General features: G+C 70.9%; 25 protein-coding genes and 1 pseudogene. 11 read left to right on the plus strand and 15 right to left on the minus strand.

Annotated elements, in window-relative coordinates:
* Nucleotides 1–44 precede the first annotated feature (44 nt).
* Together ABFJ78_RS16160 and ABFJ78_RS16165 are read left to right on the plus strand one after the other, a co-directional pair.
* Nucleotides 45–857, plus strand: coding sequence for a siderophore-interacting protein (locus tag ABFJ78_RS16160; protein WP_436387155.1), 813 nt, complete (start codon nucleotides 45–47; stop codon nucleotides 855–857).
* Between the two features lie 9 nt (nucleotides 858–866).
* Nucleotides 867–2090, plus strand: a complete 1224-nt coding sequence (locus ABFJ78_RS16165) for a serine hydrolase domain-containing protein (protein WP_436387156.1) — start codon at nucleotides 867–869, stop codon at nucleotides 2088–2090.
* Nucleotides 2091–2164: 74 nt separating this feature from the next.
* Here ABFJ78_RS16165 and ABFJ78_RS16170 read toward each other — a convergent pair whose 3' ends face one another.
* Nucleotides 2165–2743, minus strand: a complete 579-nt coding sequence (locus ABFJ78_RS16170; RefSeq protein ID WP_436387157.1) for an N-acetyltransferase family protein — start codon at nucleotides 2741–2743, stop codon at nucleotides 2165–2167.
* Between the two features lie 88 nt (nucleotides 2744–2831).
* On the opposite strand from ABFJ78_RS16170, the gene ABFJ78_RS16175 reads away from it, so the two are divergent.
* Both ABFJ78_RS16175 and ABFJ78_RS16180 read left to right on the plus strand, forming a co-directional pair.
* Entirely contained in the window at nucleotides 2832–4085 is a 1254-nt protein-coding gene (locus tag ABFJ78_RS16175; RefSeq protein ID WP_436387158.1) for a styrene monooxygenase/indole monooxygenase family protein, read from the plus strand.
* Complete coding sequence (locus ABFJ78_RS16180; protein ID WP_436387159.1) at nucleotides 4082–4369, plus strand: DUF4342 domain-containing protein; 288 nt, start codon at nucleotides 4082–4084, stop codon at nucleotides 4367–4369. The genes ABFJ78_RS16175 and ABFJ78_RS16180 overlap by 4 nt, the downstream gene beginning before the upstream one ends.
* A gap of 42 nt (nucleotides 4370–4411) precedes the next feature.
* Here ABFJ78_RS16180 and ABFJ78_RS16185 read toward each other — a convergent pair whose 3' ends face one another.
* The 5 genes from ABFJ78_RS16185 to ABFJ78_RS16205 all read right to left on the minus strand — a co-directional run bounded on the left by ABFJ78_RS16185 (nucleotide 4412) and on the right by ABFJ78_RS16205 (nucleotide 10674).
* Nucleotides 4412–5857, minus strand: coding sequence for an alpha/beta hydrolase (locus tag ABFJ78_RS16185; RefSeq protein ID WP_436387160.1), 1446 nt, complete (start codon nucleotides 5855–5857; stop codon nucleotides 4412–4414).
* An 80-nt stretch (nucleotides 5858–5937) separates the two neighbouring features.
* Complete coding sequence (locus ABFJ78_RS16190) at nucleotides 5938–6936, minus strand: TIGR03842 family LLM class F420-dependent oxidoreductase (protein WP_436387161.1); 999 nt, start codon at nucleotides 6934–6936, stop codon at nucleotides 5938–5940.
* A 9-nt stretch (nucleotides 6937–6945) separates the two neighbouring features.
* On the minus strand, nucleotides 6946–8328 hold the full coding sequence (hydA, locus tag ABFJ78_RS16195; protein ID WP_436387162.1) for a dihydropyrimidinase: 1383 nt from the start codon (nucleotides 8326–8328) through the stop codon (nucleotides 6946–6948).
* Nucleotides 8328–9110: a nitrilase-related carbon-nitrogen hydrolase gene (locus ABFJ78_RS16200; RefSeq protein ID WP_436387791.1), complete on the minus strand. Its 783-nt coding sequence runs from the start codon at nucleotides 9108–9110 to the stop codon at nucleotides 8328–8330. The genes hydA and ABFJ78_RS16200 overlap by 1 nt, the downstream gene beginning before the upstream one ends.
* A 10-nt stretch (nucleotides 9111–9120) precedes the next feature.
* Nucleotides 9121–10674 (minus strand): NCS1 family nucleobase:cation symporter-1, encoded by a 1554-nt coding sequence (locus tag ABFJ78_RS16205; RefSeq protein WP_436387163.1) that lies wholly within the window; start codon nucleotides 10672–10674, stop codon nucleotides 9121–9123.
* Between the two features lie 220 nt (nucleotides 10675–10894).
* Between ABFJ78_RS16205 and ABFJ78_RS16210 the strand changes: the two genes are divergently transcribed.
* The 3 genes from ABFJ78_RS16210 (at nucleotide 10895) to ABFJ78_RS16220 (ending at nucleotide 14686) form a co-directional block, all read left to right on the plus strand.
* Nucleotides 10895–11587 carry a response regulator transcription factor gene (locus ABFJ78_RS16210; protein ID WP_436387164.1) on the plus strand — a complete coding sequence of 231 codons (693 nt, stop codon included), beginning with the start codon at nucleotides 10895–10897 and terminating at the stop codon, nucleotides 11585–11587.
* Nucleotides 11584–12564 carry a HAMP domain-containing sensor histidine kinase gene (locus ABFJ78_RS16215; RefSeq protein ID WP_436387165.1) on the plus strand — a complete coding sequence of 327 codons (981 nt, stop codon included), beginning with the start codon at nucleotides 11584–11586 and terminating at the stop codon, nucleotides 12562–12564. Before ABFJ78_RS16210 ends, ABFJ78_RS16215 begins: the two co-directional genes overlap by 4 nt.
* A gap of 673 nt (nucleotides 12565–13237) precedes the next feature.
* Entirely contained in the window at nucleotides 13238–14686 is a 1449-nt protein-coding gene (locus ABFJ78_RS16220; protein ID WP_436387166.1) for a DUF4153 domain-containing protein, read from the plus strand.
* A gap of 24 nt (nucleotides 14687–14710) precedes the next feature.
* On the opposite strand, the gene ABFJ78_RS16225 is transcribed toward ABFJ78_RS16220, so the two are convergent.
* The 5 genes and pseudogenes from ABFJ78_RS16225 to ABFJ78_RS16245 form a co-directional block, all read right to left on the minus strand.
* Nucleotides 14711–14932, minus strand: coding sequence for a DUF397 domain-containing protein (locus tag ABFJ78_RS16225; RefSeq protein WP_436387167.1), 222 nt, complete (start codon nucleotides 14930–14932; stop codon nucleotides 14711–14713).
* Nucleotides 14933–15184 carry a Scr1 family TA system antitoxin-like transcriptional regulator gene (locus tag ABFJ78_RS16230; protein WP_436387168.1) on the minus strand — a complete coding sequence of 84 codons (252 nt, stop codon included), beginning with the start codon at nucleotides 15182–15184 and terminating at the stop codon, nucleotides 14933–14935.
* A pseudogene (locus ABFJ78_RS16235) lies at nucleotides 15162–15752 on the minus strand (helix-turn-helix domain-containing protein); the annotation flags it as partial. The pseudogene ABFJ78_RS16235 and the gene ABFJ78_RS16230, both read right to left, overlap by 23 nt.
* Nucleotides 15753–15821: 69 nt before the next feature.
* A complete protein-coding gene (locus ABFJ78_RS16240; RefSeq protein WP_436387169.1) occupies nucleotides 15822–16154 on the minus strand; it encodes an SSI family serine proteinase inhibitor in 333 nt (110 codons plus the stop codon).
* Between the two features lie 58 nt (nucleotides 16155–16212).
* Nucleotides 16213–17847 carry a PucR family transcriptional regulator gene (locus tag ABFJ78_RS16245; protein WP_436387170.1) on the minus strand — a complete coding sequence of 545 codons (1635 nt, stop codon included), beginning with the start codon at nucleotides 17845–17847 and terminating at the stop codon, nucleotides 16213–16215.
* A gap of 134 nt (nucleotides 17848–17981) precedes the next feature.
* On the opposite strand from ABFJ78_RS16245, the gene ABFJ78_RS16250 reads away from it, so the two are divergent.
* Both ABFJ78_RS16250 and ABFJ78_RS16255 read left to right on the plus strand, forming a co-directional pair.
* Nucleotides 17982–19478, plus strand: coding sequence for a CoA-acylating methylmalonate-semialdehyde dehydrogenase (locus tag ABFJ78_RS16250; RefSeq protein WP_436387171.1), 1497 nt, complete (start codon nucleotides 17982–17984; stop codon nucleotides 19476–19478).
* Nucleotides 19479–19546: 68 nt separating this feature from the next.
* Nucleotides 19547–20398, plus strand: coding sequence for an aldo/keto reductase (locus tag ABFJ78_RS16255; RefSeq protein WP_436387172.1), 852 nt, complete (start codon nucleotides 19547–19549; stop codon nucleotides 20396–20398).
* Here ABFJ78_RS16255 and ABFJ78_RS16260 read toward each other — a convergent pair.
* Genes ABFJ78_RS16260 through ABFJ78_RS16275 form a run of 4 tightly spaced genes read right to left on the minus strand, consistent with a single transcriptional unit; the run spans nucleotide 20395 to nucleotide 22785 of the window.
* Complete coding sequence (locus ABFJ78_RS16260) at nucleotides 20395–20889, minus strand: hypothetical protein (protein ID WP_436387173.1); 495 nt, start codon at nucleotides 20887–20889, stop codon at nucleotides 20395–20397. The genes ABFJ78_RS16255 and ABFJ78_RS16260 overlap by 4 nt on opposite strands.
* Nucleotides 20886–22079 carry a hypothetical protein gene (locus tag ABFJ78_RS16265; protein ID WP_436387174.1) on the minus strand — a complete coding sequence of 398 codons (1194 nt, stop codon included), beginning with the start codon at nucleotides 22077–22079 and terminating at the stop codon, nucleotides 20886–20888. Before ABFJ78_RS16265 ends, ABFJ78_RS16260 begins: the two co-directional genes overlap by 4 nt.
* Nucleotides 22076–22393: a type VII secretion target gene (locus tag ABFJ78_RS16270; RefSeq protein WP_436387175.1), complete on the minus strand. Its 318-nt coding sequence runs from the start codon at nucleotides 22391–22393 to the stop codon at nucleotides 22076–22078. The genes ABFJ78_RS16265 and ABFJ78_RS16270 overlap by 4 nt, the downstream gene beginning before the upstream one ends.
* Nucleotides 22393–22785 carry a YbaB/EbfC family nucleoid-associated protein gene (locus tag ABFJ78_RS16275; protein ID WP_436387176.1) on the minus strand — a complete coding sequence of 131 codons (393 nt, stop codon included), beginning with the start codon at nucleotides 22783–22785 and terminating at the stop codon, nucleotides 22393–22395. The genes ABFJ78_RS16270 and ABFJ78_RS16275 overlap by 1 nt, the downstream gene beginning before the upstream one ends.
* Nucleotides 22786–23153: 368 nt before the next feature.
* Between ABFJ78_RS16275 and hrcA the strand changes: the two genes are divergently transcribed.
* Nucleotides 23154–24179 carry a heat-inducible transcriptional repressor HrcA gene (hrcA, locus tag ABFJ78_RS16280; RefSeq protein ID WP_372666713.1) on the plus strand — a complete coding sequence of 342 codons (1026 nt, stop codon included), beginning with the start codon at nucleotides 23154–23156 and terminating at the stop codon, nucleotides 24177–24179.
* A gap of 31 nt (nucleotides 24180–24210) precedes the next feature.
* Entirely contained in the window at nucleotides 24211–25374 is a 1164-nt protein-coding gene (gene dnaJ / locus ABFJ78_RS16285) for a molecular chaperone DnaJ (RefSeq protein ID WP_436387177.1), read from the plus strand.
* Nucleotide 25375 lies beyond the last annotated feature (1 nt).

Here is a 25375-nt window from a genome sequence, read left to right on the forward strand (position 1 = left end):
CGGTTGCTTAGGTAAGCCTTAGTAGCTGAGCGAGGAGTTGGCCGATGGCCGAAGCACCCCGGCGGTCCGGACGGCCCGCGGTGAAACTGCGCGTGCTGCGCACCGAGCGGCTGACCCCGCACATGATCCGGATCGTCGCGGGCGGCGAGGGCATCGCCGATTTCCGGCCCAACGCGTTCACCGACGCCTACGTCAAGGTGCTGTTCAAGGTGCCGGGCGTCGAGTACCCCGAGCCGTTCGACGTCCAGGAGTGCCGGGCGACCCTGCCGCGGGAGCACTGGCCGCGGATGCGGTCGTACACGGTCCGGGCGTTCGACCCGCAGGCCGGCGAGCTGACCTTCGACTTCGTCCACCACGGCGACGAGGGCATCGCCGGCCCGTGGGCGGCGGCCGCCCGGGTGGGGGACGAGCTGCTGCTGTCCGGCACCGGTGGCGCGTACGCGCCGGGCGACGAGGCCGACTGGCACCTGCTGGCCGGGGACGAAAGCGCGTTGCCCGCCATCGCGGCGTCCCTCGAGGCGCTGCCGGCGGGCGTCCCGGCGCACGCCGTGATCCTGGTCGAGAACGCCGACGAGGAGCAGGCGCTGGTCACGAAGGCCGACGCGCAGATCACGTGGCTGCACCGGTCGGCCGGCGGTGACGTCGCCGAGGCGGTGCGCTCGCTGCCGTGGCGCGACGGCGTCGTCCAGGCGTTCGTGCACGGCGAGGCGGGCTTCGTCCGCGACCTGCGGCGCTACCTGCTCGACGAGCGCGGCGTGCGGCGCGAGCTGCTGTCGATCTCCGGGTACTGGCGCCTCGGCAAGAACGACGAAGCCTGGCGTGAGGAGAAGGCGGCCGAACGGGCCCGCGAGAAGTAACCTCGCCGCATGGCGAACCTCAAGGTGGACGTCGACCCGGCCGAAGCCGGATTCGACGCGGACCGGCTGTCCCGGATCGACGCGCACTTCGACCGGTACGTCGAGAACGGACGGTTGCCGGGCTGGCTCGCGGTGGTGAGCAGGCACGGCCGGATCGTGCACCTCGGCAGCGGCGGGTACAGCGACGTCGAAGCCGGCACCCCGGTGGAGACCGACACGCTGTGGCGGATCTTCTCGATGACGAAGCCGATCACGTCGGTCGCGGCGATGATGCTGGCCGAAGAAGGTCTGCTGGAGCTGGACGACCCGATCTCGCGCTGGCTGCCGGAGTTCGCGTCACCGCGGGTGTACGTCAAGGGGTCGGCGCTGGCGCCCCTGACCGAGCCGGCGGTCGCGCCGATCCGCGTGTGGCACCTGCTGACGCACACGGCGGGCCTGACGTACGGCTTCCACCACGGCCACCCGGTGGACGCGATCTACCGTTCGGCGGGCTTCGAGTGGGGAACGCCGCCGGGCCTGGACCTGGCCGCGTGTTCCGAGCGGTGGGCCTCGTTGCCGCTGGTGTTCCAGCCGGGAGCGGAGTGGAACTACTCGGTGGCGACGGACGTCCTCGGGCGGCTGGTCGAGGTGGTTTCCGGCCTTCCGCTGGACGAGTTCTTCGCGTCGCGGATCTTCACGCCGCTGGGGATGACGGACACGGGGTTCGTGGCTTCTTCGCCTTCGCGGTTGGCTGCTCTTTATGTGCCGTCGGCGGACGGGCTGGTCCGGAACGACGCGTTCGGCCGGCTGGGGCAGTCCCGCCCGGACTGCCTGTCCGGAGGCGGCGGCCTGGTGTCGTCGGCTGCGGACTATTGGCGTTTCACGGAGATGTTGCTGCGCGGAGGGGCGTTGGACGACGTCCGGCTGCTGTCGCCGCGGACGGTGTCGCTGATGGCTTCGAACCACTTGCCCGGGCACGTGGATCTGGAGCAGTTCGGGCGGCCGTTGTTCGCGGAGATGCCGTTCGACGGGCACGGGTTCGGGTTGGGGTTCTCGGTGCTGGAGGACCCGGTGAAGGCCCGGACGTTGTCATCGGCGGGGGAGTTCGCTTGGGGCGGGGCGGCTTCGACGGCTTTCTGGGTGGATCCGGACGAGGATTTGACCGTGGGGTTCTATACGCAGCTGTTGCCGTCGAGTACTTATCGGCTGCGGTCGCAGTTGCGGCAGCTGGTCTACCAGGCGCTGGTGGACTGAGCGGGTTCCGGCGGCCGCACGGTGGCTCGATCGCGTCCTTGTGCTTGCGGATCTTCGGGGCGAGGGCCGGTCTGCTACGGACTCGGCTTGAAGAACGAAAAACTCCGCTCCGGTCTGGCGGCCCCGTGCGGCGCCTCCGGGTGGTCCCGGAGCTGGACCTCCGCCTCGGCCACCCCCTCCGCGATCACCCTGCGCCCGCGGGCGTAGTCCAGCAGCTCCGCCACCGGGCGGTTGTCCGCCGAATACACCGCCGTGAACCTCTCGAACCCGCGCTCCAACGCCGCCAACCCCAGCATGTGGAGCAACGCCGATGCCAGCCCCACCCGGCGCCACGCCGGGGCCACCGCTATCGCCACCTCCGCCATCCGCCGGCCCGTTGCCTCGTAGCGGGCGACCGCCACTCCCGGACCCTCCAGCGAACGGGCCACCAGGGCGAACCGGCGCTCGTAGTCCAGCACCGTCAGCCGCTCCAACAGGCGGGGTGTCACTCTCGGGGCCGAGCCGCAGAACCGGCGGCGGAGCGTCTCCGGGTCCGCGTTCCGGATCGCTTCGCCCAGCTCCGGGGCGTCCTGCGGGGTCAGCGGGCGGACGCGCACCCGGCGGCCGTCGCGGAGGAGGAGCGTGCGGTCGAATCCCTTCGGCGGTTCCGTCACCGGCCCACCCTAGCGGCCGCCCGATCGGGCAGGGCCGGTTCGCGGAAATCGAGTACGTTGGCAGCAAAGGGTTTCCGAGGGGGCGGCCATGCGGCGGATCGGGATCGTCGGAGCGGGGCAGGCAGGGCTCGTCCTCGGCATCGGGCTGCGGCAACGCGGCTACGACGTCACGGTCTTCGCCGAGCGCCCGGCGGAAGCCGTGCGCGAAGGGCGGCTCGTCTCCAACCAGTGCCTGTTCGACCCCGCTCTCCAGCGCGAACGCGCGCTCGGCATCAACTTCTGGGAAGCACCGCCGATCCGCGAAGTCGCCTTCGCCGCCGCCGGCGAGGGCGCCGAACCCGCCATTTCCTGGCGCGTCGGGCTCGACCGGCCGGCCCAGTCGGTCGACCAGCGCGTCAAGGTCGCCGACTGGATGACCGAGTTCGGGCGCCTCGGCGGTGACCTGCGCATCCGCCGCGTCACCCCGGCCGACCTCGACGACTGCGCCCGCGAGTTCGAGCTGCTCGTCGTCGCCGCCGGGCGGGGGCCGCAGTTCGACGCGCTCTTCCCGCGCGACGACGCCCGCTCGCCCTATCGCGAACCGCAGCGGGCGATCGGCATCCTCTACGTCGCCGGCGCGCTCGACGCCGTCCCCGGCCTCACCTTCGGCATGGCCCCGGTCGGCGAGTTCTTCCTGCTGCCGGTGCTTTCGGTGCACGGCCCGGTGCACGGCATCGGCTTCTTCGGCCTGCCCGGCGGCCCGATGGACGTCTGGGACGACGTCGCCGACGTCGACCAGCACTACGAGACCGCCCGCAAGCTGCTGCGCACGCAGTACCCCTGGCAGGCGACGCTGCTGGACAACGCTCGTCCCGTGGCGCCCACCGAGATGCTGCACGGCCGGATCACGCCGATCGTGCGGCACCCGGTGGGCACGCTGCCGTCGGGGGCGAAGGTCCTCGCGATGGGCGACACCGCGGTGACCAACGACCCGGTCGGCGGCCAGGGCGCGAACATGGCCGCCCGCGCCGCCCGGGCGTACCAGGAGGCCATCGTCGATCGCGGCGACCGGCCGTTCGACGAGGAGTTCATGCACGACGCCTTCGCCCGCTACTGGCACCACGCCCGGCACGCGACGCGCTTCAACAACGACCTCTTGGCCCCACCGCCGGACCACGTCCTCGCGACTTTGGCCGCCGCCCAGCGGGTGCCCGAGGTGGCGCACCGCTTCGCGCACCTCTTCGAGAACCCGGCCGACTACGAAGGCTGGCTGGGCGATCCCGAAGCGGCGATGGCCTACCTGCAGGCGACGGCTCCGCGCAGACTCGGGAAGCAGCCCCATCCGGAGGAGGAACGAACATGACGGCCGACAAACCGACGACGAAGCGGGCCGAACGGTTCCGCGGCCAGGCCCTGGTCGCGCGGGTCAAGGAACTCATCCACCAAGGCAATGTCCGGCGGATCCGGGTCAAGAACGACGAAGGCCACACGGTGCTGGAGATCCCGGTCACGGCCGGTGTCGTGGCCGCGATCGCCGCCCCGGTGGTCACCGCGGTCGGGGCGATCGCCGCGCTGGCCAAGGAATGGACCATCGAAGTCGACCATCTGGCAACCCCCGAGAAGCCCGAAGAGGGCACGGGCGACTGACCGGACGGTGGCCGGGCCGTCCCCGGCCACCGCGGTCCGGCGTCAGCCGAAGGGTCCGGCGTCCGGGGCGCAGAGCGTGCCGCGGGCGGGTACCGAACCTGTGCCGAAGTACCGGTCGAGCCACGCGTCCACGCACGCGCTCTTGCCGCGCGAACCGTGGCCGTACGTGTCGAGGCTCAGCAGGCGCGCGTTGGCCAGCAGCTTCTCGGTCCGCTGGGCTCCGGCGTACGGCGTTTCCAGGTCGCCCCGGCGGTTGGCGAGCAGCAGGATCGGCGCCGTCGGGCGGTTCCACGGGCCCGCGTACCGGCCGGGGTCCGAGACGTCCCACGTGGCGCAGGGAAGCGTCTTGTAGACGTCGTAGGGGCCGAAGCCCCGGCCGACCTGGTCGGCGCGCTGCGCGTAGTCCCACCAGACCGCCGGATCGCGCGGGTTCGCCGCGTCCGAGCACAGGGTCGCGCCGCCGCCCAGCAGGGAGTCGACGTCCGGCGGCCCGCCCGCCGACGCCGGCGCGCGGGCCGCCGGGTCCGCCAGTGCCTGCAGGAACGCCGCCAGCTGCGGCGCGGCCCGCGCGTCGGTCAGGTAGTCGTGGATTTGGGCGATCGCGCTCTGGTAGGTCACGACGAGCTGCTTGCCGGTCGTGTCGGTTACCGTGATCGGGCCGGCATCCAGCCGGTCCAGGATCGCGTCGTAGTCGAAGGTGCAGCGCGACGCGCAAGCGTCCAAAAAGGACTGGATCGAGCGTGGGCCGTCTTCGTAGCCGCGCAGGCGGTAGCTCATCGGGCCGGAGCCGGTCGACCAGCGTACCGGGTCGTCGACGGCGTCGAGCGCCAGCGAGCCTACTCGGCCGGGGAACAGGTTGGCGTACGTCTCGCCGAGGTAGGTGCCGTACGACTTCCCGTAGTACCGCAGTTTTGGCTCGCCGAACGCCGCTCGCAGCCGGTCGAGGTCACGCGCGATCGTCCCGGTCGACAGGTGGTTCGCCAACGGGCCGGCGTTCTGTTCGCAAAGATCGGTGACCGTGTGAGTGTCCGCGATCTGCCGCTGTTCGGCCTCGCGCGTCAGCGGGAACGTGCCGAGCGCGCGTTGCAGCACCTCGAGCTGCGATGGATCGGTGAAGCAGTGGATCTTCGAGCTGGCGCCGACGCCGCGGGGATCGAACCCGACGAGGTCGAACCGCTCGTGCAGGAAAGGCGTCAACGCGGGCGCGTAGCGGCCGGACGAGCCCGGGCCGCCCGGGTTGTAGAAGATCGTGCCCAGCTTGTGGGCCCGGTCGGTGGCGGGCAACCGGGCCACTGCGATGCGGACGGTACCCGCCGATGGGTCCTGGTAGGACAGTGGCACGTCCAGGTGGCCGCATTCGTAGCCGGTCGGACAGGAGGCTTCCCAGACGATCCGGGCGGGGCTCGCCGCGGCCACGGGGGCGAGGGCGCCCACCGCGAGCGCGGCGGCCCCCAGCGCCGTCGCCGTGCGGAGTTTCCGAGAGGTCATGTCAAGATCGTCCCGCCCCGGACCCGGTGGGCGCATTGGGGTAGACCACCGAATCCGGGGTGGGGTAAACCGCAATTCGCTCAGGTGGTGAGCTTCGGGATGACCTGCGCCCCGTAGGACGCCAGCGTCGCCTCGCGGTCGTCGTGCATCAGGTACAGCGAGAACTGGTCCACGCCCAGCTCCGCCAGTTCCTGCAGCCGCTCCACGTGCGCGGATGCCGGGCCGAGCAGGCAGAACCGGTCGACGATCTCGTCCGGGACGAACTCCGTCGACGGGTTGCCCGCCTTGCCGTGGTGGCTGTAGTCGTACCCCTCCCGTTCGCGGATGTAGTCGGTCAGCTCGCGCGGCACCGCACCCGACGAGCCGTACCGCGCGACCAGGTCGGCGACGTGGTTGCCGACCATCCCGCCGAACCAGCGCAGCTGTTCGCGCTGGTGCGGCAGGTCGTCGCCGACGTACGCCGGCGCCGCGACGCAGATCGTGATGCCGCCCGGGTCGCGGCCGGCCGCTCGCGCGGCGTCGTGGACCGCGCCGATCGTCCAGCGCGCGATCGCCGGGTCGGCGCACTGGAGGATGAAGCCGTCGGCGTGCTCGCCGACCGTCTGCAGCGCCTTCGGCCCGTACCCGGCCATCCACATCTCGAGCCGCCCGTTGCGGATCCACGGGATCTGCACGGTCTTCTCGTTCATCTCCACCGCGCGGCCCTCGGCGAGATCCTTGACCACGCGCATGCAGTCGCGCACGGTGGCCAAAGTGGACGGTGGCTTGCCGACGACCCGGTGCGCGGAGTCGCCGCGGCCGATGCCGCAGACGGTCCGGTTGCCGTACATGTCGTTGAGCGTGGCGAAGGTCGACGCCAGCACCGACCAGTCGCGCGTGCCCGGGCTGGTCACCATCGGCCCGACGATGAGGGACGACGTCGCCGCCAGCACGGCCGAGTAGATGACGAACGGTTCCTGCCACAGCACGCAGGAGTCGAACGTCCAGCCGTACCGGAACCCGGCGTCCTCGGCGTCCTTCATCAGCCGCACGACGTCCCGCGCCGGTGGGTCGGTCTGCAGCACGATCCCGAAGTCCATCGCGCGCTCCTAGTTGAGGTACTGGTTGAGCGAGCGGGACAGGAACTTGCCGTGTGACGTCGACCCGGTGAACCCGTCCGGCGACACCACAACGCGCCCACGTGACAGTACCGTGTGCACCCGACCGGTGATCTCGAATCCCTCGTACGCCGAGTAGTCGACGTTCATGTGGTGCGTCTCGGCCGAGAGTGTCTGCTTGGCCGCAGGGTCGTAGATCACGATGTCCGCGTCCGAGCCCGCCGCGATGACGCCCTTGCGCGGGTACAGCCCGAACATCCGCGCCGGCGTCGCCGAGCACGTCTCGACCCAGCGGCCGAGTGTCAGCTCACCGGCGACGACGCCCTGGTGCAGCAGGTCCATCCGGTGCTCGACACCCGGCATCCCGTTCGGGATGGCCCGGAAGTCCCCGCGCCCCAGTTCCTTCTGGTCCTTGAAGCAGAAGGGGCAGTGATCGGTGGACACCACGGACAGGTCGTTCGTCCGCAGCCCGCGCCACAGGTCCGCCTGGTGCGACTTCTCCCGCAGCGGCGGCGAGGCGACGTACTTCGCGCCTTCGAAGTCCGGCTTCGCCAAGTCCTCAATGGACAGGTAGAGGTACTGCGGGCACGTCTCCGCGAAGACGTTCTGACCGTCGTCGCGCGCCTCCGCGACGGCCGCAAGCGCTTGCGACGCCGACAGGTGCACGATGTACAACGGCGATCCGGTGACCTTCGCGAGCTGGATCGCCCGCGACGTCGCTTCTCCTTCCAGTTCCGGTGGCCGCGTGAGGCCGTGTTGTACGGGGTCGATGTTGCCCGCGGCGAACGCCTGCGCCGCCAGCTGGTCGATCGCGATGCCGTTTTCCGCGTGCATCATGATCGTAGCGCCGATTTCGCGGGCTTTCTGCATCGCGAGCAGGATTTCCCCGTCCGTGGAGTAGAACACCCCCGGGTACGCCATGAACATCTTGAAGCTGCCGACGCCGCCGTCGACGCAGGCTTCCATCTCCTTCAGCGACTGGTCGTTGACGTCGGAGACGATCATGTGGAAGCCGTAGTCGATCGCGCAGTTGCCGTCGGCCTTGGCGTGCCACTTGTCCAAAGTGGACAGCAGTGACGTGCCTTTGGCCTGCACGGCGAAGTCGATGATCGTGGTCGTGCCGCCCCACGCCGCCGCCGTGGTCCCGGTCGAGAACGTGTCGACCGAGTGGGTGCCGCCGAACGGCATTTCCATGTGCGTGTGGGCGTCGATGCCGCCGGGCAGCACGTACTTGCGGGTGGCGTCGATCGTCTCGTCGCCGGTCAGCGTCCCGGGCGCCCCGACGGCGGCGATGGTCTCGCCGTCGACGAGGACGTCCGCGAGCAGCGCGCCCGACGGCGAAACGACCTGGCCACCCTTGATCAGCGTGCTCATCAGGCCTCCGCGAGCGGGCCGTAGGTGTCCGGGCGGCGGTCGCGGTAGAACGCCCACGTGTTCCGGACCTCTTCGAGCAACGAGAGGTCGAGGTCGCGCACGACGACCTCGTCGTCGGTGTCGGACGCGGCGTCGCCGACCAGCTGCCCGCGCGGGTCGACGAAGTACGTCTGGCCGTAGAAGTCGTTGTCGCCCAGCGGTTCCACGCCGACCCGGTTGATCGCGCCGACGAAGTACTCGTTCGCCACCGCGGCCGCCGGCTGCTCCAGCTTCCACAGGTACTGCGACAGGCTGCGGCTCGTCGCCGACGGGTTGAACACGATCTTCGCCCCGGCCAGGCCGAGCGCGCGCCAGCCCTCCGGGAAGTGCCGCTCGTAGCAGATGTAGACGCCGATGCGGCCCACGGCCGTGTCGAACACCGGGTAGCCGAGGTTGCCGGGGCGGAAGTAGAACTTCTCCCAGAACCCCTTGACCTGCGGGATGTGGTTCTTGCGGTACTTGCCGAGGTACGTGCCGTCGGCGTCGATCACCGCGGCGGTGTTGTAGTAGACGCCGGGCTGCTCGACCTCGTACATCGGCACGATCAGCACGACGCCGTGGCGCTGGGCCACCTCCTGCATGAGCCGGGTCGTCGGCCCGTCGGGGATGGCCTCGGTGTAGGAGTAGTAGTCGGCGTCCTGCACCTGGCAGAAGTACGGCCCGTAGAACAGTTCCTGGAGGCAGACGACCTGGGCGCCCTGCGAAGCGGCGGTGGCGATGTGGTCGACCGCCGCCTTGATCATGGACTCCTTGTCACCCGTCCACCGCTGCTGGATCAGGCCGGCTCGAACCACGCTCACTGATTTCCTCCTTCGTTGCGGGACGGGACAGGACGGCGAAGACGACGAACGCGCCGACCAGGCCGACCACCCAGTTGTAGTCGTAAAGCGGCTTGAGGAACGGGATCAGCCCGGCGTCGGGGAACGGCCCGCCGTAGGCGCCACCGACGGCCAACACGGCTCCCACCAGCGTCGCGACCAGCGCGCGCCAGTTCCAGCCGCCGCTGAACCAATACACCCCATCGGGTGTGTAGAGGTCCTTCAGCCGCAGCTTCGTGCGGTTGATGACCCAGTAGCCGGCGACGAGCACGCCGGCGACCGCGCCGAGCAGGCCGCCGTAGAAGCCGAGCCAGGCGAAGATGTAGATGTTCGGGTCGGAGTAGAGCCGCCACGGCTGGATCAGGATGCCGATGACGCCGGTGATCCCGCCGCCGATCGCGAACGTGATCCGCTTCGGGAACGCGTTCGAGAAGTCGTAGGACGGGCTGACGACGTTGGCCGCCAGGTTGGCCGAGATCGTGGCCAGCACCAGCGCGACCAGCGCGACGACGACCACGACGGGACTGTCGAACCGGTCGGCCAGCTGCGCCGGGTCCCAGATGTCCTTGCCATAGAGCACCTGGCCTCCGGAGGTGGTCAGGATGGCGACGATGGCGATGAACGTCATCGTCGTCGGCAGGCCGAGGATCTGGCCGCGGACCTGCTTGCGCTGGCTGCCGCCGAAGCGGGTGAAGTCCGGCATGTTCAGCGACAGCGTCGACCAGAACGCGATCATCGCCATCAGGGCCGGCGCGAACACCTTCCAGAAGTCCGGGCCCCAGCCGAGCTTGCCGCCGTCGGACAGGATCGGGCCGAGGCCGCCCGCCTTGACCAGCACGTACCCGAGCATGATCAGGAAGCCGACGGACACCAGCGGCGCCGTCCAGTTCTCGAACCGGCGGACCGCCTCCATGCCGCGCCAGATGATGAGCATCTGGCCGATCCAGAAGACCACGAAGGACAGCCAGAGCGTCCAGTGCTGCCCGGCGACGACGGCGGAGTCGCGCCACCACGAGCCGAGCAGGCGGCCGAGGATGACGTAGATGGCCTCGCCGCCGACCCACGTCTGGATGCCGAACCACCCGCACGCGATGAACGCGCGCAGCAGCGCTGCGAGGTTGGCGCCGCGCAGGCCGTAGAACGCGCGGGCGAACACCGGGAACGGGATGCCGTACTTCGTGCCGGCGTGGCTGTTGAGCAGCATCGGCGCGAGCACGACGAGGTTGCCGATCGTGATCGTGATCAGCGCCTGCACCCAGTTCATGCCGAGCGCGATCAGCGACGCGGCCAGGGCGTAGCTGGGGATGTTGTGCGCCATCCCCATCCAGAGCGCGAAGTAGTTGTAGGTGGTCCAGGTCCGTTTTTCGACGGGGACGGGGGCCAGTTCCTCGTTGAAGAACCGGCTGCCTTCGAGAGACGGGACGTCGGCGGGGTCGAGCTCGACCCGGCCGTCGTCGTGCACGCGCTGGTCTGCGGGTGTCGGCGCCATTGCGGAATCCTGCGCGCCTGGTCAGCGCCGGGGCAACGGCAGTCTGTTCACTCTTCGCTGATCAGGAGTGCAGTCTGTCGATTGCGCGAACGGGCTCGGGGATGCATGACCTGCGTCACACATCTCGCCGCAACGAACCGGCAAAGCGGGTGAAACGTCTCCACAGGATCTTCACAGTTCACGCGAACCGTCTCCACCGGGGGTGCTTAAGGTCGTGGCCATGGAACCGGGAGTGCGGCGGGTGCTGGTCGTCGAGGACGACGTCACGATCGCCGCGTCGATCGCGGCCCGGCTGCGGGCCGAGGGCTTCACCGTGGACGTCGCCCACGACGGGCCGGCGGCGGTCTCGGCCGAGGCGTCCGGGGAGCCGGACCTGGTGGTGCTGGACGTCATGCTGCCGGGGTTCGACGGCTTGGAGGTCTGCCGCCGGATCCAGGGCCGCCGTCCGGTGCCGGTGCTCATGCTGACCGCGCGCGCCGACGAGACGGACATGCTGGTCGGGCTGGGGGTCGGCGCGGACGACTACCTCACGAAGCCGTTCTCGATGCGGGTGCTGACCGCGCGGGTGCACGCGCTGCTGCGGCGGGTCGAGCGCTCCTCGTCGGTGGTGGGCACGCGGATCGTGCTGGGTGACCTCGAGATCGACGTCGACCAGCGGCGGGTCGCCCGGGCGGGCGTCGCGGCGCAGCTGACGCCGATCGAATTCGACCTGCTGGTGCACTTCGCGCGGCGGCCGCGGGTGGTGCAGCCGCGGGAACGGCTGCTGTCGGAGGTGTGGGACTGGGACGTCCACAGCACGTCCGCGGGCACGCGGGCGGTGGACAGCCACATCAAGGCGCTGCGGCGGAAGCTCGGCGCCGACCTGATCCGGACCGTGCACGGCGTCGGCTACGCGTTGGAGGCGGGATCGTGAACCTCGTGCCGCGGCCGCTGGACCGGATCCGGTCGATCAAGCTGAAGCTGGCGATCCTGATGGTGGCGTCCGGCGGCGTCGCGTTCGCGTTCTTCAACTGGCAGATCGGCTGGCTGCCACCGAAGACGACGATCACGGCGATGGTGCTGGCGCTGGTGCTGTCGCAGGTGCTGGCCCACGGGATGACGCGGCCGCTGCGCGAGATGACGGCGGCGGCGCGCGCGATGGCGAAGGGCGACTACACGCGCCGGATCCGCGCGACCACGCGGGACGAGGTGGGGTCGCTGGCGTCCGCGTTCAACCAGATGGCGGGCGACCTCGGGGACGCGGACCGGCAGCGGCGCGAGCTGATCGCGAACGTGTCCCACGAGCTGCGGACGCCGATCACGGCGTTGAGCGGGGTGCTGGAGAACCTGGTCGACGGGGTCGAAGATCCCGATCCCGCCACGTTGAAGACGGCGCTGCAGCAAACCGAGCGCCTGGCGACCCTGGTGGACGAGCTGTTAGACCTGTCGCGGCTCGACGCGGGGGCGATTCCGCTGCACAAGACGTCGTTTCCGCTTTCGTCGCTGCTTTCCTCGGCGGTCTCCGAGGCGGCTTTGGTGCGCGGGGTGACTTTCTCGGTGTCGGTTTCGCCGCCGGACGCCGTGGTGGTGGCGGACCGCGGGCGGCTGTTCCAGGTGGTGGCGAACCTGCTGGAGAACGCGGCCCGCCACGGTCCGGCGGGCGGGTCGGTCGAGGTGCTCGCCGAGGTCCGGCCGGGCGAGGTGCGCATCGACGTGTGCGACGAGGGACCGGGCATCGCGCCGGCCGACCGGGTGCGGGTGTTCGAGCGGTTCACGCGGGGGGAGCGTTCTTCGGGTGGCGGGACCGGGTTGGGGTTGGCGATCGCCCGGTGGGCTGTGGAGCTGCACGGGGGGACGATCGAGGCCGTGGGGGCCGGGAGCCGGATCCGGGTGACGTTGCCGACGGGGTAAGCCGGGTCGGGCTCGGCGCGACGACATGAACGACCCGTTCCTGTCGCCAGATGACATGAACGGGTCGTTCATGAGCTTCCGACTGGGTGCCGGGTGTCTTGAATGAGTCATTCAGGACCTGCGGTGACTTGAATGAGTCATTCAAGACGGTGGGCGCGGCGGGGATGAGGCGGCCGGTGCCGGCACGGCCTTGATGAACCACTCGCGACCGTCCGAATCGGCCGCGACCATTTGCTAATGCGAACGAGAGTTGAGGACGATGCCGAAGAGCAGGATCGGTCAGCCGGGCGCGGAAAAGGGCGTACCGCGGGGTAAGCGGCCGGCGGGAGGTGATCGAGGGGTCGGCGGGGCTGCGGGGGTGGCGGCCGGGCGGGAGTCGTGGGGCGGCAGGACTCCAGCGGTGGCGCGAGCCGGGCAGGGAGCGGTGGGCGGCGCGCCGTCGGCTGATGGTGGGGGCTCGCCGGCGGGGAGGGGTGCGGGAGAGGCGGCGCGAGCTGGGCAGGCGGCGGTGGGCGTGGCGCCGTCGGCGGGTGACGGTGAGGGCTCGCCGGCGGGAGGGGCGGCGCGAGTCGGGCAGACAGTGGCGGGTGGGGCGCAGTCGGCGGGTGGCGGCGGGGGCTCGCCGGCGGTCTCGGGCGTCGCTGCCGGTGGGACTCGCGCCGGTGGGGTTGCCGTGGCTGCTCCGCCCGTTCTCCTGCGGCCCCTTCCGCCGCCGAAATCCGCCGTCGTCCCGTTGCCGCCCGCCGTTCTTCCGGCTGCCGGCCTCGCCGGGATCGGTGCGGCTCTCGTGCTGCCCGTCGACCGGCCCGGGGTCGGGTGGCTGCTCGCCGGGCTGGCCGTGACCGCCGCCGTCTTCGTCGCCGATCGGCGGTCGCGGGGTGGGCCCGGCTCCTTCACCCGGGGCAGTGCCGGGTGGGCCTTCCTTGCCCTCGCGCTGCTCGGGATGGGAGCCGTGCGGGCGTCCGGGTGGCTGTTCGTCCTCTGCGTGCTCGGCGCCGCCGTTGCCGGGTCGCTGGCCGTCGTCGGGAAGCGGACCGTCAATTCCGTCTTCTACGACATGCTCGCCGTCCCGCTCGAAGCCTTGAAAGCCGTTCCGTGGGTCGGGCGCGGGGTAGGACGCTTCGCCGCCCGGCGCGACGGCGTCGCCCGCCGTATCGCCCTCGCCGTGCTCGCCGCGGCCGCGCTCGTCGCCGTCTTCGTGCCGCTGCTCGCCAGTGCCGATGCCGCCTTCGCCGCCGTGGTCAGCGCCGTCGTTCCGGATCTCAGCGTCGAGGTGCTCGTGCGGTGGTGTTGGGTCTTCGCCGTCGCCGCGCTGCTCGTCGCCGGGGCCTGCTACTTCCTCGCCGCACCAGCGCCTCGCGCGCCCGGAGAACGTCCACATCGGACTAAATATGGTCTGGAGTGGACAGTTCCGCTCGTCGTTCTCGTCGTGTTGTTCAGCGTTTTCGTCGGCGTCCGGCTGGTCGTCCTGTTCGGGGGCACCGAGTACGTCCTGCGGACGAGCAACCTGACGTCCGCCGAGTACGCGCGCGGCGGCTTCTGGCAGCTGTGCGCCGTCACCGTGCTGACCCTGGGCATCGTCGCGGCGGCGCTGCGGTGGGCGCCGAACGTCACCAAGGCCGACCGGCTCCGGCAGCGCGTCCTGCTCGGGGCGCTGAGCGCGCTCAGCCTGGTGCTCGTGGGGTCGGCGTTGAGTCGCATGTGGACGTACCAGGAGGCGTACGGGTTCACCGTCCTGCGGCTGCTCGTCGAGGTCTGCGAACTGTGGTTCGGCGCGGTGTTCGTGCTGGTGTGCGCGTCGCTGGTCAAGCTGCGTTCGGCGTGGCTGCCCCGCGCGGCGATCGGCACCGCGGCCGGCGCGCTGCTGGTGCTCGCCGTCCTCGACCCCGAACGGCTGATCGCCGACGCCAACCTCGACCGCGCCGCCGCCGGCAAACCCCTGGACCACCGGTACCTGGCGGGGTTCTCGACCGACGTGGTCCCAGTGGTGTCGGCCCGGCTGCCGGAGCCGCTGCGGACGTGCGTGCTGCGCGAGGTCCTCGCCGGGGATTCCCCGGACGGCTGGCCGGCGTGGAACCTCAGCCGGTCGAGCGCCCGCGAGGTGACGCTCGGCACCTGCTGAACCACCGGCGCGCGCGGTGCGTGGTTAAAAGCAATGCGCGGAAGCCACCGGGCCGTCGTGGGGGCGGCCCGGCGGCTTCCGCGCGCCAAGCCGGGTCACGAAGGCCTCCCACGATCGGGTGGTGACGGAGAGTGTGCCGCCGGCCGGGTCCTTGCTGTCGCGGATCTGCGACAGGCCGGCGAACCGCACCTCGACACAGTTTCCTTCGGGATCTTCGCCGCTGTAAGAGGACTTTCGCCAGGTCACTCAAGCCTCCAGTTCGGTGATCACCCCCTGGATGAGCTGTTGTGAAGCCGGCTCGCTCAAGGCCAGGGCGGACAGGGTCTCGGCTGCGGCGCGGTAGCCGGCCAGGTGATCGCGATGGTAGAGGTAGCCACTGCCGCGGTACAGCTCCAGAAAGACGATGGGCGGCAGATCTTCGAAGTCGAAGATGACGAAGGGGCTGTAGAGCCCGGGGGTGGTAGCCGCACCCGGCCGGAACGATGCGAGCGGACACATTGCGGTGGTGGGGCGGCGTGAGCAAGTGCCCGAGCTGCTCGCTCATCACCTCGCGGCCGCCGATGTTCTGCCGCAGCGCGGTCTCGCCGATCAAGACCCGGTACGGCAAGGCGTTCCGGCCGGTCAGCAGTTCGCGACGGGCGAGCCTGCTGATGACGTTTTGCTCGACCTCGGTCTTCGGGCGCGCGGTGGCCGCGAAGATGGCTCTCATGTACGCCGGGGTCTGCAGCAGTCCGGGAATCAGGCCCGGCGCCCACTCGAACATGGCGGCTGCGGTCCGCTCGTACTCGGTGAAGGTCGCCGGGGCGAGCCAGTTGAGTTCGTCGGCGTTGCGGGCCAGGTCGAACAACCGCGCACGCTCGGCCGGTTCGACGCGGAGCACGGCGAGGATCGTCGCGACCTCTTCGATCTTGGGTACGCGTTTCCCGCGTTCCCAGTTCGAGATCTCCTGCGGGGAGAGCGAAGTGAGCCGGGCGAGTTCTCGGACCCCGAGCTTTCGCGCCAGCCGAGCCTTTTTCATGCCGAAGCCCAAAGCCCGGGCCCGGGGCGTGGCGAATGGCGGTGACATGGGCACAGCCTGCCCACGCGCAGGCCGTGCCCGGTCGGGCGACCAACCGTTTCCTGTAGCGGAACAGCGTCAGAACGCGAAGACATCGTCCGAATCGCGGTCCGCCTCGCACCGGTTCGCGTACGTCGTCCGGAACGACACCGGCTTGCCGTGCCACGTGCCGACCGCCGTCACGTCCACCGGGGCGTAGATCAGCGTGCACATCTGGTGGCGCGCCTGGATCCGCGAGAAGTCGCCGCCCGCGCCGGTCAGTACCGCGCATGCCTTGTCGTGCTTGGGGTGCGTGCCGCCCGCGGGGTCGCACGTCAGGACCACCGAAGCGATCCGGTTGGCCGTGTCGTGGGTGGTGAGCTGCAGCGTCGACGCCGGCGGCTGCGCGGGCGCGAGGCAGCTCAAGCTCATCAAGCAGGCTGCGAAGGGGAGTAGGGCCATATCGGTTCCATCGGCAGCCCGGGGCCGATCACTGTGCTCCACGTCCGGGTGAGTCTTCCTCGCTCGACCGGGTGATGTCCCCGGCCAACAGCGCGACGTAGAGCGAGAGCATCGACTCCGGGTCCTCCAGCCGGACGCCGAGGACCTGCTCGATGCGGGCCAGCTGCTGGTAGTACGCCGTCCGGGAGGTGTGCGCCGCCGCGGCCGCCGCCGACTTGTTGCCGCCCTGCTCGCAGTAGTGCCGCAACGCCTGCACCAGCCGGCTGCCCGTCGCCGCGTCGCGCTGCAGCAGCGGGCCCAGTTCTCGGTGGGCGAACGCCGTCACGCGCTCGTCGCCCGCCAGGAGGTGCAACAAGCCGCGCAACCGCACGTCCGACAGCCGGTGCAGCACCCGGTCCGTCCCGGCGCCCAACGCGGCCGCCGCGACCTGGCCGGCTTCCAGCAACGTCCGGCCCGCCTCGGCCGGCGAAAGCACCGTCGTGCCGACCGCGAGCACCCCCGGCGCGCTGCCGCGGGCCTCGTGGACGTCGGTCGCGAGCCGGTGCAGCACGGTGTCGGCATTCGCTTCCGGCGACAGCGCGATCAACGCCCGTACGCCCAGCTCGTCGGTCGCCACCAGCGCCGACACCTTCGCGCGGCGCGCCGCCAGCACCGTCGCTTCGGCCAGTTCGCGCAGCACCGGCGGCGTGGACAGCGCGGGCCGGTTACCGGTCAGCCGGGGCCGGACCGCCAGCCCGACCAGCTGCCGCCCGGCCAGGGGCACGGCCAGCGCCGACGCCCGGGCCAGCAGCTCCGCCGACGGCGCCGGCGACGCGAGCAGCTCGTTGAGCACCGCGCGGTGGGCCTGGCGCTCCAAGCCGTCGGAATCCTTGGCGACCAGCCGGTGCACGGCCAGCGCGGACGCGGCCCGCTCGGCGACCACCCGGTGGCGGTGCGGCGGCTGGTCGGCGCAGACGACGACGAGCCGCCCCCAGTCGTGCCCGCGCGCGCCGACGACGGTCACCAGCCAGCCCGAACCCGCGTGGTACCCGGTCCGCTCGCCGAGCTGCACCACCCGCGACCGCGACGGCCAGCCGGTGAGCAGCTCGGCCGGGTCGGTGCCGGCCGCGTCGTAGGCGAGGACCTCGTGCGACAGCGTCTCCAGCACGACCGGCTGCTCGGTCAGCCGCGCGACCTCGCCCAGGACGACGCCGGGTTCGGCGCCCGCGACCGTCAGCGCGGTGAAGGTCTCGTGGACGCGCTCGGCGGCGCGCAGCTCGGCGACCTGGGCGTCGACGATCTGGCCGTTGACCGCTTCGGTGACGCTGACGTACCGCGTCTCGCGCGAGAGCGTCACCAGCGGCAGGCCGTGCTTCTCGGCCGCGTCGACGAGCGCGGCGGGCAGCTTGTCGCTCCAGTGCCGGACCAGCTCGATCACCAGGCCGGCGGCGCCGACCCCGGCCAGGTCGGCGACGTAGCGGGCGAGGGCCGGGCCGTCGTCGGGCAGCGCGACCCCGGTCGTCAGGACCAGCTCGCCGCCGCGCAGCAGGTGCGCGATGTCGGCGACCTCGGCGACGTGCGCCCAGCGGACCGGGGCGTCGAGCCCGGCCGTGCCGGCGACGACGTGCGGACGGCCCTGGCGCAGCACCGGCAGCGCGAGCACCTCGGCGACGGTCGGGTACATGGCTCCTCGCGGTCTGATCGGCAGGGACAGACTGTACGGCCGGGACGGTGAGTCCGTACACGTTGTCGATGGCGTTGGCGTGGCGCCCGCCCGGAGACTCGCAGGAGATGTCCCCGAGCGAAGGAGCGCGCGCCGTGACCGACCGCATCAGCCACTGGATCGACGGCAAGCCGTTCACCGGGACCGCCGAGCGCTCGGGCGAGGTGTTCGACCCCGCGACCGGGCAGGTCCGGGCGCACGTCGACTTCGCGGGCGACGCCGAGGTCGAAGCCGCCGTCGCCGCGGCCAAGGCGGCGCTGCCGGGCTGGCGCGGGACGTCACTGGCCGGCCGGACGCGGGTGCTGTTCGCCTTCCGTGAGCTGCTGGCGGCGCGCAAGCACGAGCTGGCGAAGATCGTCACCAGCGAGCACGGCAAGGTCGAGTCCGACGCGGCGGGCGAGGTCGCGCGGGCGATCGAGAACGTCGAGTACGCCTGCGGCGCGGCGCAACTGCTCAAGGGCGGGTTCAGCGAGAACGCGTCCACCGGCGTCGACGTCTACTCGATCGCGCAGCCGCTCGGCGTGGTCGGCGTGATCTCGCCGTTCAACTTCCCGGCCATGGTGCCACTGTGGTTCGTCCCGAACGCGCTGGCCTGCGGGAACACCGTCGTGCTCAAGCCGAGCGAGAAGGACCCGTCGGCCGCGGTGTTCATCGCCGAGCTGCTCGCCGAGGCCGGGCTGCCCGCGGGCGCGCTCAACGTCCTGCACGGCGACAAGGTGGCGGTGGACGGCCTGCTCTCGCACTCCGACGTCAAGGCGATCTCGTTCGTCGGGTCGACGCCGATCGCGCGCTACGTCTATGAAACCGGCACCCGGCACGGCAAGCGCGTCCAGGCGCTCGGCGGCGCGAAGAACCACATGGTCGTATTGCCGGACGCGGACCTCGACCTGGCCGCCGACGCCGCGGTGTCGGCCGGGTTCGGCTCGGCGGGGGAGCGCTGCATGGCGGTGTCGGTGGTCGTCGCGGTCGACCCGATCGGCGACGACCTCGTCGCAAAGATCACCGAGCGGATGTCCCGGTTGCGCGTCGGCGACGGCCGCGATCCTGCTTCGGAAATGGGGCCGCTGGTCACGAAGGCGCACCACGCGCGGGTGGCATCCTATGTGGACGCAGGGGTTTCCGAGGGTGCTTCGCTGGTGGTGGACGGCCGCGGGATCGAGGTTTCCGGTTCCTCGGAGGGGTTCTGGCTCGGCCCGACGCTGTTCGACCACGTCCGCACGGACATGTCGATCTACACCGACGAGATCTTCGGCCCGGTGCTGTCGGTCGCGCGGACGGCGTCGTACGACGACGCGCTGGAGCTGATCAACGCGAACCCGTACGGCAACGGGGTCGCGATCTTCACCGGCGACGGCTCCTCGGCGCGGCGGTTCCAGAACGAGGTCGAGGTCGGGATGGTCGGGGTGAACGTCCCGATCCCCGTGCCGGTCGGGTACTACTCGTTCGGGGGCTGGAAGGACTCGCTGTTCGGGGACAGCCACGCTTACGGGCCGGAGGGGTTCCACTTCTTCACGCGGACGAAGGTCGTGACGTCGCGGTGGCCGGACCGGTCGCACGCGGGCGTGAACCTCGGCTTCCCGCGCAACTCCTGAGCCGGGGAATCGTCCGCGGGTCCGCCGGGTTGGCACCTGGGGACCCTCGGACGACGTTAGGAAGACCAATGAGCGCGAAGAACTCCGGCACTTTCACCATCGGCGGCGACCTCCCGGTCACCCGGCTCGGGTACGGTGCCATGCAGCTCACCGGGCCGGGGGTGTGGGGTGATCCCAAGGACCCCGAGGAGGCCGTGCGCGTGCTGCGGCGCGCGGTGGAGCTGGGTGTCAACCTGATCGACACGGCCGACGCCTACGGCCCGTTCGTCGCCGACCTGCTCATCAAGAAGGCGCTGCACCCGTACGCCGACGACCTGGTCATCGCGACCAAGGCCGGCTTCACCCGGCAGGGGCCGAACCAGTGGATCGCGGTCGGCCGGCCCGAGTACCTGCGCCAGCAGGTGGAGCTGAGCCTGCGTCACCTCGGCCTCGACCGGATCGACCTCCTCCAGCTGCACCGCATCGACCCGAAGGTGCCCGTGGCCGAGCAGGTCGGTGAGCTGAAGAAGCTGCAGGACGAGGGCAAGATCCGGCACATCGGCCTGTCCGAGGTCGACGTGGACGACCTCGTCGAAGCGCAGAAGACCGCGGAGATCGTGTCGGTGCAGAACCTGTTCAACCTGGCCAAGCGCGACGCCGAGCCGCTGCTGGAGCACGCCACCGAGCACGGCATCGCGTTCATCCCGTGGTTCCCGCTGGCCACGGGCGCGCTGGCCGGGCCGGACAGCCCCCTGACCGCGCTCGCGAAGGAGCACGACGCCTCACCGTCGCAGCTCGCGCTCGCGTGGCTGCTCAAGCGTTCGCCCGTCGTGCTGCCGATCCCGGGGACCTCGTCGGTCGCGCACCTGGAGGACAACGTCGCCGCCGCGGACATCGAGCTGACCGACGCCGAGTTCGACGCTCTGAGCAAAGCGCTCTAAGCCGGGAGGACGTTGATCAGCAGCTTGGACCGCGGCGCGATCAGGACGGTGTTGACCCGGTCCGGCCGGATCCGCTCTCGAAGCTCGCGCTCCAGGGGGTAGGTCCGGCCGGCGGCCCGGAGACTGAACGACTCGAGGCTCTTGAACCCCTCCGGGCTGCGGTGCAGGCCGATCGGGTACTCGTCGGTGAGGCGTGCGCTGTCGAAGTCGTGCGTCCAGCCCGTGACCGCGGTCAGCCGGCCGTCGAACGCGTCGGCGAGCCGGCGCCAGCAGACGTACGCGAACCAGCCGGTGATCGCCAGGAGCGGGACGACCGTGCCCAGCACTTCGCCTGCGGTTTCCGCCACGGTCGCGATGCCCACGGTGGCCACGAGCGCGGCGAGTCCCGCCACCGCGGCGAACCAGAAGTTCAGGTCGAGCAGCTTGCCGCGCTGCGACGGGTGGAGCCGGCCGGTGCGGTTGGCCGGCTCCACCTCGGGCCGGTCGCTCACTCGCTTTCGCCTTCGGGGTGTTCCTCCTCGTAGGCCTCCGTCGCCTCGTGGTACCGGTCGTACTGCTCGTTTTCCTGGCGGCGGCCTTCGGTCGCCACGCCGACGGAGTCGGCGGTGTTCCAGTGCACCTTCTCGTTCGGGTCGAGGACCTTGTGCTGGTTCAGCACGCTGCGGCCCTCCTCCGAGTACTTGCCCGGTCCTTCCAGCCTCTCGCGGCCCGGGACGTGTTCCTTGGCGGCGTCGCTCCAGCCCTTCGCCGTCTCCTCCGCCGACTTCGCCTCCCGGCCCGCCTGCTTCAGCTCGTTGGCCTTCCGCTCGATGCCCGCGGCCGTGTCGACGCTCTTGTCCACGATCTTGTCGACGCCCTTACCCACCTTCTTCAGCGCGTTCGCCGCGCCCTCGAGCGCCGCCTTCGACTTGCCCGCGCCCTTCGCCAGGCTCTCCAGCTTCTCGACGACCTTCGCGATGCGCGTGCTGATCTTCTCCGCGAGCACCCCGCCCTCGACGACCGTGTCCGCGATGAACGCCGCGACCGTGCCGCCGAAGGTGCACCAGGACGCCGCCAGCGCGGCCACGGCCTTGACGATCAGCTCGCCCACGAACGACGAGATCATGTCGCGGATCAGCCCGCGCTCGGTGCCGACCAGCGCGGCGCCGACGTTCATCGCGGTCGACGCGTCCCCGGCGTGCGACGCCGCGCCGCGCAGGACGCTCACGTAGCTCTCCGCCGTCCGTTGGTAGGCCTCGGCCGAGCCGCAGTCGCTGAAGGACTGCTGGACCTTCTTCGCCTGCCGCTCGTAGCTCTCGGCCGTCTCGGTCAGCTGCTTGGAGATGTTCGTCCAGGTCACGGCCTTGGCGGTGACCGCCTCGGGCTTGCCGGCGAGCTTGTCGAGGCCATCCTTGAGGAAGCTGATGTGCTCGATCAGCCAGCCGACCCCGGCACTGGCGAGGGTGCCGAGCGGGTCCATCGCCGCGCCGAGCAGGTCGAGGGCGTCCGTGCCGACGTCCATGGCGAGGTTGCCCCAGTCGCCGGTGCGGGCGTCGGTGAGCGTCGACGCGGCGTCGCTGAAGATGCCGGCGCCGCCGGTCTGGGCGTTGAGGTTGTCCAGCTCACCTTTCGAGCCGTCGCCCATGCCGCTCCAGAAGCCGCCCGGCGACTCGGCCGTCGCGACCAGCGAGTTCTCGGTCATGCGGGCAGCTCCTTGCCGATGCCCTCGATCAGGCACTTCGTCGTCTGTTCGTGCTCTCGGAACGCCGTGTGCGCGGTCTTGACGCGGTCCGCGACGTCGTGGCCGGCCTCGACGGCCGCGCTCAGGAAGCTGTCGGCGGTGTCCACCCAGGCCTGGATCGGCAGGGCGAACACCTGCCCGACCAGCCCGAACGCGTCGAAGTCGAGCGCCTGCGCGCTGCCGGCGGCGTCGGCGGCCTGCTGCACCTTGCCGGCTATCTCCCGGATCTCGTCCTCGTGGCCGCCGAGGACGTCGAAGTCGACCTTCATCGCCATCAGAGCCCCCGGCGCAGGATCGGGCCGCCGAAGTCGTCGTCGGCGGGCGGATTCCGGCGTGGTTCCCGGCGCTGTTCTTCGGCCGCGAGTTCGGGTTCGGGAATCTGTTCCCGGAGGAATTCCATCGCGTCGCTGTCGGCGCCGATGACCGGCGCCATGACGGCGGTCAGCTGCCGGGCGGCGTCGAGCTGGGCGCGTTTGGCGGTCGCCAGGACGGCCTGGGCGAGCCGGGCGCGCGGCAGCTCGTCCGCGCGCGGGCCGAAGGTGAGTTCCTGCAGCGCACCGCTGGTGTTGACGGTGACCGTGACGGCCCCGTCGGCACTCGTGGCGGACGCCGAGACGCGCTCGAGCCGCGCCTTCGCCTCGGCCGCGCGGCGGACGATTTCGGGCATTCCGGCCGAAGCGGGTTCAATTCGGTTCACGGCGACCTCGGAAGTCGGGGAAGGGCATGCGGATCAGAGGCAGCAAACCGCTTTTCGGTTCCCGGCTCAAGCCGGGAATTCATTTCGAGAACAGCGCATGGGAATTTGTTTGCCCGTCCTTTACCCGGCGTCGCGACCGGCCCGGGGCTCGCGGCTGACGTGAATGACTCATTCATGTCGCCAGGCGACATGAATGAGTCATTCACGTCGTTCGGAGCGGCGCCGCCGGGTGCCGGCCGGCTCGAGTGGCATCGCGCCGGACCGCCCCGGGTTGAGCACGACCGGCTCAGGCTTCCGTAAACTCGGGGTGAGCAGCGAGCGAGGTAGGTGAGGAACCGGTGGCCAACGCGGATGAGCGCCGCTTCGAAGTGCTGCGCGCCATCGTCGCCGACTACGTGTCCAACCAGGAGCCCGTCGGGTCCAAGGCGATCGTCGAACGGCACAACCTCGGCGTGTCCAGCGCCACCGTGCGCAACGACATGGCCACCCTCGAGGAAGAGGGCTACATCACCCAGCCGCACACCAGCGCCGGCCGCGTGCCGACCGACAAGGGCTACCGCCTCTTCGTCGACCGGCTCTCGGAGATCAAGCCCCTGAGCACCGCCGAACGCAAGGCCATCACCACCTTCCTCGACAGCGGCACCGACCTCGACGACGTCCTCAAGCGCTCGGTCCGGCTGCTCGCGCAGCTGACCCGGCAGGTCGCCGTCGTCCAGTACCCGATGCTGACCAACGCCAAGGTGCGCCACCTCGAAGTGGTGCCGCTCACCCCGGCGCGGCTGATGCTGGTGCTGATCACCGACAACGGCCGCGTCGACCAGCGCACGGTCGACCTCGGCGATGTCGTGACCGAAGAGGACGTCGCCCGGCTGCGGACCGTGCTCAACACGGCCATGTCCGGACGGCGGCTCAACGACGCCGCCGCGCGCGTGGCCGAGCTGCCCGACCAGGCGCCGGGCGAGCTGCGGGACGCGCTGATCCGCGTCACGACCGTGCTGGTCGAGTCGCTGGCCGAGCACCCCGAAGAACGCCTGGTCCTCGGCGGGACCGCGAACCTCACGCGCAACGTCGCCGACTTCCCGGGCTCGCTGCGCCAGGTCCTCGAAGCCCTCGAGGAGCAGGTGGTCGTGCTCAAGCTGCTGGCCGCCGCGCGCAACCCCGGTGCGATCACGGTGCGCATCGGTGAGGAAAATGAAGACGAGCAGATGCGCAGCACCTCGGTCGTCTCGATCGGCTACGGCCGCGACGACGTGGTGCTCGGCGGCATGGGGGTGGTCGGCCCGACCCGGATGGACTACCCCGGCACGATCGCCGCGGTGCGCGCGGTCGCCAACTACGTGGGGCAGATCCTGCACGGCCGCTGAGCCGGGCAGAGCAGAAGGAGAAGCGAAGACGGTGGCGAGGGACTACTACGGCATCCTCGGGGTGGCGAAGAACGCGAGCGATCAGGAGATCAAGCGCGCGTACCGGAAGCTGGCCAGGGAGCTGCACCCCGACGTCAACCCGTCGGAAGACGCCCAGCACAAGTTCGGCGAGGTCACCACGGCCTACGAGGTGCTGTCGGACCCGCAGAAGCGCAAGATCGTCGACCTCGGCGGCGACCCGATGGACAACGGCGCGCGCGGCGGGGGCGGCGGCGACCCCTTCGCCGGCTTCGGCGGTCTCGGCGACATCATGGACGCCTTCTTCGGCGCGGCCGGCGGAGGCGGTGGGCGCGGGCGTGGACCCCGCAGCCGCGTCCAGCCCGGCTCCGACGCGCTGATCCGGCTCGGCCTGTCGCTCGAGGAGTGCGCCACCGGGGTGGACAAGGAGATCGCCGTCGACACGGCGATCGTCTGCGACCTCTGCCGCGGCGCCGGCACCAGCGAGGGCACCTCGGTCAAGACGTGCGACACGTGCGGCGGCGCCGGCGAGGTCCAGTCCGTCCAGCGGTCGTTCCTCGGCCAGGTCGTCACCGCCCGCCCGTGCCCGGTCTGCCGCGGCTTCGGCGAGGTCATCCCCGACCCCTGCCGCCAGTGCGGCGGCGACGGCCGCATCCGCGCCCGCCGCAACGTCACCGCGAAGATCCCGCCGGGCGTCGGCGACGGCATGCGCATCCGGCTGTCCGGCCAGGGCGAGGTCGGCCCCGGCGGCGGCCCGGCGGGCGACCTCTACGTCGAGATCGACGAGACCCCGCACGAGGTCTTCGTCCGGCAGGGCCACGACCTGCACTGCAACTTCCGCATCCCGATGACCACCGCCGCCCTCGGCGCCACGGTGCCCATCGCGACGCTGGTCGACGGCGACTACGAGCTCGACATCGAACCCGGCACCCAGCCCAACGCCGAGCTCGTCCTCACCGGCAAGGGCATGCCGCGGCTGCGGTCCTCCGGGCGCGTCGACGGCCGCGGCGACCTGCACGTCCACATCGACGTCCAGGTGCCGACCAAGCTCGACGACGCCCAGCGCGAGCTGCTCGTCGAACTGGCCCAGCAGCGCGGCGAAGAAGCCCCGACGCTGTCGTCGAACGGCAAGCACGGCGGCCTGTTCTCCAAGCTGCGCGCCAAGAACCACCGCTGAC

Source organism: Amycolatopsis sp. MEPSY49, assembly GCF_051337345.1.
GTDB lineage: Bacteria > Actinomycetota > Actinomycetes > Mycobacteriales > Pseudonocardiaceae > Amycolatopsis.